At 69.5% G+C, this 4,174-nt stretch carries 5 protein-coding genes and 2 pseudogenes; all 7 read left to right on the top strand.

The window, feature by feature from the left end:
* Positions 1-343: 343 nt before the first annotated feature.
* Complete coding sequence (rpsP, locus tag HUX53_RS32905; RefSeq protein ID WP_176407110.1) at positions 344-793, top strand: 30S ribosomal protein S16; 450 nt, start codon at positions 344-346, stop codon at positions 791-793.
* A gap of 2 nt (positions 794-795) precedes the next feature.
* Positions 796-1,038, top strand: coding sequence for an RNA-binding protein (locus HUX53_RS32900; RefSeq protein WP_067632131.1), 243 nt, complete (start codon positions 796-798; stop codon positions 1,036-1,038).
* An 11-nt stretch (positions 1,039-1,049) separates the two neighbouring features.
* Positions 1,050-1,562 (top strand): ribosome maturation factor RimM, encoded by a 513-nt coding sequence (gene rimM / locus HUX53_RS32895; RefSeq protein WP_176407109.1) that lies wholly within the window; start codon positions 1,050-1,052, stop codon positions 1,560-1,562.
* Positions 1,559-1,771: pseudogene (locus HUX53_RS40355) on the top strand (tRNA (guanosine(37)-N1)-methyltransferase TrmD); the annotation flags it as partial. The gene rimM and the pseudogene HUX53_RS40355, both read left to right, overlap by 4 nt.
* A 312-nt stretch (positions 1,772-2,083) precedes the next feature.
* Positions 2,084-2,647: pseudogene (locus tag HUX53_RS40350) on the top strand (tRNA (guanine(37)-N(1))-methyltransferase); the annotation flags it as partial.
* 118 nt (positions 2,648-2,765) lie between these two features.
* Complete coding sequence (rplS, locus tag HUX53_RS32885) at positions 2,766-3,116, top strand: 50S ribosomal protein L19 (RefSeq protein ID WP_176407107.1); 351 nt, start codon at positions 2,766-2,768, stop codon at positions 3,114-3,116.
* Positions 3,117-3,284: 168 nt separating this feature from the next.
* Positions 3,285-4,133, top strand: coding sequence for a signal peptidase I (gene lepB, locus HUX53_RS32880; RefSeq protein ID WP_176407106.1), 849 nt, complete (start codon positions 3,285-3,287; stop codon positions 4,131-4,133).
* Positions 4,134-4,174: the final 41 nt, after the last annotated feature.

The raw sequence follows: 4,174 nt of genomic DNA, 5'->3' as shown, positions 1-4,174 counted from the left end.
GGTCCGGCATCTGGAAGCCGGGCGGCGGGCAGGGCGGGCTTCCGCCGGGGCTCGGCGGCCAGCTCCCGCCCGGCTTCCAGATGCCGGACCTGGGCAAGCTCCAGGGACGCAAGAAGAAGTGAGCCCCCGGCCCACCGCGGCCGCCTGACGACTCGGGGACACGGCGCCGCGCGATTGCACCTTTACACCGAACGTCTGGCAGAATGACATGCTGGAAAACCGGAATCGCGAGGCGCCCTCTCTCGTCCTGCGCGGCCGGAGTCCATCGGACGGCCGTGAGCCGGTGTTCCCCACCTGGCGCGGGCCCGTCCACCCAGTAATGAAATCGGAGTACACCACACCCGTGGCAGTCAAGATCAAGCTCAAGCGCCTGGGGAAGATCCGGAACCCGCAGTACCGGATCGTCGTCGCCGACGCCCGCACCAAGCGGGACGGGCGCGCCATCGAGGAGATCGGCCTCTACCAGCCCAAGCAGGAGCCGTCGCTCATCAAGATCGACTCCGAGCGGGCGCAGTACTGGCTCGGCGTCGGCGCGCAGCCGACCGAGCCCGTGCTGAACCTGCTGAAGATCACCGGCGACTGGCAGAAGTTCAAGGGCGAGCCCGGCGCCGAGGGCACCCTCAAGGTCGCCGAGCCCAAGGCCGACAAGAAGGCCGCCTTCGAGGCCGCCGTCAAGGAGTCCCTGGGCGACGACGAGGCCGCCGGCACCGCGACCCGCGGCAAGAAGAAGGCCGAGCCCAAGAAGTCCGAGGCCAAGGCCGCCGAGACCGACGAAGCCAAGAGCGAGGGCTGACAGTGCTCGAAGAAGCGCTCGAGCACCTGGTCCGCGGGATCGTGGAGAACCCGGACGACGTCCGGGTCCGCGCCCGCCGGATCCGGGGCGGCCGGGTCCTGGAGGTGCGCGTGCACCCCGAGGACCTCGGGAAGGTCATCGGCCGCGGCGGCCGCACCGCCAAGGCCCTCCGCACGGTGATCAGCGCCCTCTCCGGAGGCCGCTACGTGCGTGTCGACCTGCTCGACGTCAACGAGGTCCGCTGAGTGGCGTTCCGATGAGCGAACCGCTCGTGGTGGGACGTATCGGACGGTCGCACGGGGTCCGTGGCGAGGTCTCCATCGATGTCCGCACGGACGAGCCGGAGACCCGGTTCGCTGCGGGCACGAAGATCGCCACCGACCCCGGCGCCGCCGGTCCGCTCACCGTCGAGCGGATCCGCTGGCATTCGGGACGCCTGCTCGTGCGCTTCGCCGGAGTCGGCGACCGCGACGCCGCCGAGGCCCTGCGCGGCACGTGGCTCGTCGTCGACCCCGGTGACATCCCCCCGTCCACCGACCCGGACGACTTCCACGACCAGGAACTGATCGGCCTCGCCGTGGTCACCGCGGACGGCACCGGCATCGGCGTCGTCGCGGACGTCCTGCACCACGGCCAGGACCTTCTCGTCGTGCGCGGCCCGGCCGGGGAGAAGCTCGTGCCCTTCGTGGCCGCGCTCGTCCCCGAGGTGGACGTTCCCGGGGGGCGGCTCGTCATCGACCCGCCCCCCGGACTGCTCGACGAATCATGAAAATCGACATCGTCACGATCTTCCCCGAGTACTTCGCCCCGCTGGAGCTCTCCCTCCTCGGCAAGGCGCGGCGCGCCGGACTGCTGGACGTCCGCGTCCACGACCTGCGCGACTGGACCCACGACCGGCACCGCACCGTCGACGACACCCCTTACGGCGGCGGCCCCGGCATGGTCATGAAACCCACCCCCTGGGGCGAAGCCCTCGACACCCTGATCCCCCCGCTCCCCTCCAGCAAGACCCCACCCAGCAGCACGCCCTCGGGCAGCACTTACCCGGGCGGTGCGTCTTCGGGCGGCGCATACCCGGGCGGTGCGCCCTCGCGCGGCGCATACCCGGGTGGCGCGAACCCGGGGGGCGCGGCTTCGGGCGGTCCGCAGCCGAGCAACGCGCACCAGGATGGCGCGAACCCGGGCGGTACGTATCTCAATCCTGGTGGCGCGTCCTCTGGAAGCGCGCCAGTCGGCGATTCATCGCCTGGCGGTGCGTCGTCCGGTGTGACCGCGTCACTGGGCGAGGCCGCGGAGGCCGGGGTGGTGCCGCGGCTGATCATTCCGACGCCCAGTGGGCGGCCGTTCACGCAGGCCGACGCGGTTCGGTATGCCGCCGAGCCCCGGCTGGTGTTCGCCTGCGGGCGCTACGAGGGGATCGATTCCCGCGTTGCCGAGGAGGCCCGTACGCGGATGCCCGTGGACGAGGTCAGCCTCGGCGACTTCGTCCTCGCCGGCGGGGAGGTCGCCGTCATGGTGATGGTCGAGGCGATCGGGCGTCTCCTGCCCGGCGTCCTCGGCAACGCCGACTCGGTCGCGGACGACTCCTTCGCCCCGGGCGCCATGGAGTCGCTCCTGGAGGGGCCCGTCTACACCAAGCCGCCCGTCTGGCGGGATCGGCCGGTTCCGGACGTCCTCCTGTCCGGCAACCATGGGGCGATCGCCCGCTGGCGGCGCGACGAGGCGCTCCGCCGGACGGTCCGGCACCGTCCCGAACTGCTCGCCCGCCTCGCGCCGGAGGACCTCGACAAGCGGGACCGTGTCGTCCTGCGGGAGGCCGGTTTTCCGGTTGACGGCGAAGATATGGCAGACTAAAGCGTCCGTGCGTCCAGAGCGCATGGCACCCGAAGACCACTTCCCGCGGCGCGACGCCCCCACGAAAGTCCCATCGGGGCCTCTCGACGCCCGCGTTCGACCACGAGGAACCGCTGCGATGCACACCCTGATCCAGGAGATCGAAAAGGCCGCCATGCGCGCCGACGTCCCGGACTTCCGTCCGGGCGACACGCTGAAGGTGCACGTGCGCGTCACCGAGGGCAACCGTAGCCGTATCCAGATCTTCCAGGGCGTGGTGATCCGGCGGCAGGGCGGCGGCGCCCGCGAGACGTTCACCGTCCGCAAGGTCAGCTACAGCGTCGGCGTCGAGCGGACGTTCCCGATCAACAGCCCGTCGATCGACAAGATCGAGGTCGTCACCCGCGGCGACGTCCGCCGCGCCAAGCTCTACTACCTGCGCAACCTGCGCGGCAAGGCCGCGCGCATCAAGGAGAAGCGCGAGCACTGAGCCGATGAACCACGACGCCCCGGGAACCCGCGACGGTGCCCGGGGCGTTGCCCGTTCCGGCCCGGCGCGACCGGTCCGGACGTCCGCGACACGCCCGCGCGCGGCGTCCCGCAGGCCCTGCGGCGCTAGGCTTTCGCTCTGATGACTGACGAGGATGATCGGAGAGACGTGCGATCCGAGGCCGAGGGCGCGGTGCCCGAAGAGCAGGAGCCCGTGGACCCGGCCGAGGAGAAGGCCGACGACTCCGAGGACGACGGCAAGCGCAAGAAGAAGCAGGGATCGTTCTGGAAAGAACTCCCCGTCCTCATCGTCGTCGCCGTCGTACTCGCGCTGGTCATCAAGGCGTTCGCGGTGCAGGCGTTCTACATCCCGTCCGGCTCCATGGAGAACACCCTCCAGATCGGCGACCGCGTCCTCGTCAACAAGATCGTCTACCACACCCGGGACATCGCCCGCGGTGACGTGATCGTCTTCAACGGCCTCGACTCCTGGGACCCGGAGGTCCAGGTCGACGAGCCGAGCAACCCGATCTCCAAGGCGCTGCGCGCCGTCGGCACCGCGTTCGGCGTGGCGCCCAACGAGAAGGACTACATCAAGCGCGTCATCGGCATCCCCGGCGACCACATCAAATGCTGCGACGCCCAGGGCCGCGTCACCGTCAACGGCGTGCCACTGGACGAGAAGTCGTATGTCTTCACCGACCCGATCACGCACGAGCAGAACAAGCCGTCCAACGACCCGTTCGACGTCACCGTGAAGCCGGGCCAGCTCTGGGTCATGGGCGACCATCGCGAACTCTCCTACGACTCCCGCTCCCACCGCGGCGACCCCGGCGGCGGAACCATCCCGATCGACCGCGTCATCGGCCGCGCCTTCGTCATCGTGTGGCCCCTCGACCGCCTCAGCACCCTCCCGATCCCCAGCACGTTCAAGCAGCGTGGCCTGGAGAAACTGTCCCTTATACACAACTCCGAGACCACGAGACGGACTCCTATATCGTATTCCGTTCTTTCTTAAATCAAAAATTAATTACTTCTAGGATTGTAACACAACAATAA

The sequence above is a fragment of the Actinomadura sp. BRA 177 genome (assembly GCF_013372625.1).
In the GTDB taxonomy this organism is placed as follows: Bacteria; Actinomycetota; Actinomycetes; order Streptosporangiales; family Streptosporangiaceae; genus Spirillospora.
This window is presented reverse-complemented; position numbering and strand designations above follow the sequence as displayed.

Bases quoted from the DNA above. Each gene is read 5' to 3' on its own strand.
- rplS (WP_176407107.1), top strand. From the start codon at position 2,766: ATGCACACCCTGATCCAGGAGATCGAAAAGGCCGCCATGCGCGCCGAC.
- rimM (WP_176407109.1), top strand. From the start codon at position 1,050: ATGAGCGAACCGCTCGTGGTGGGACGTATCGGACGGTCGCACGGGGTC.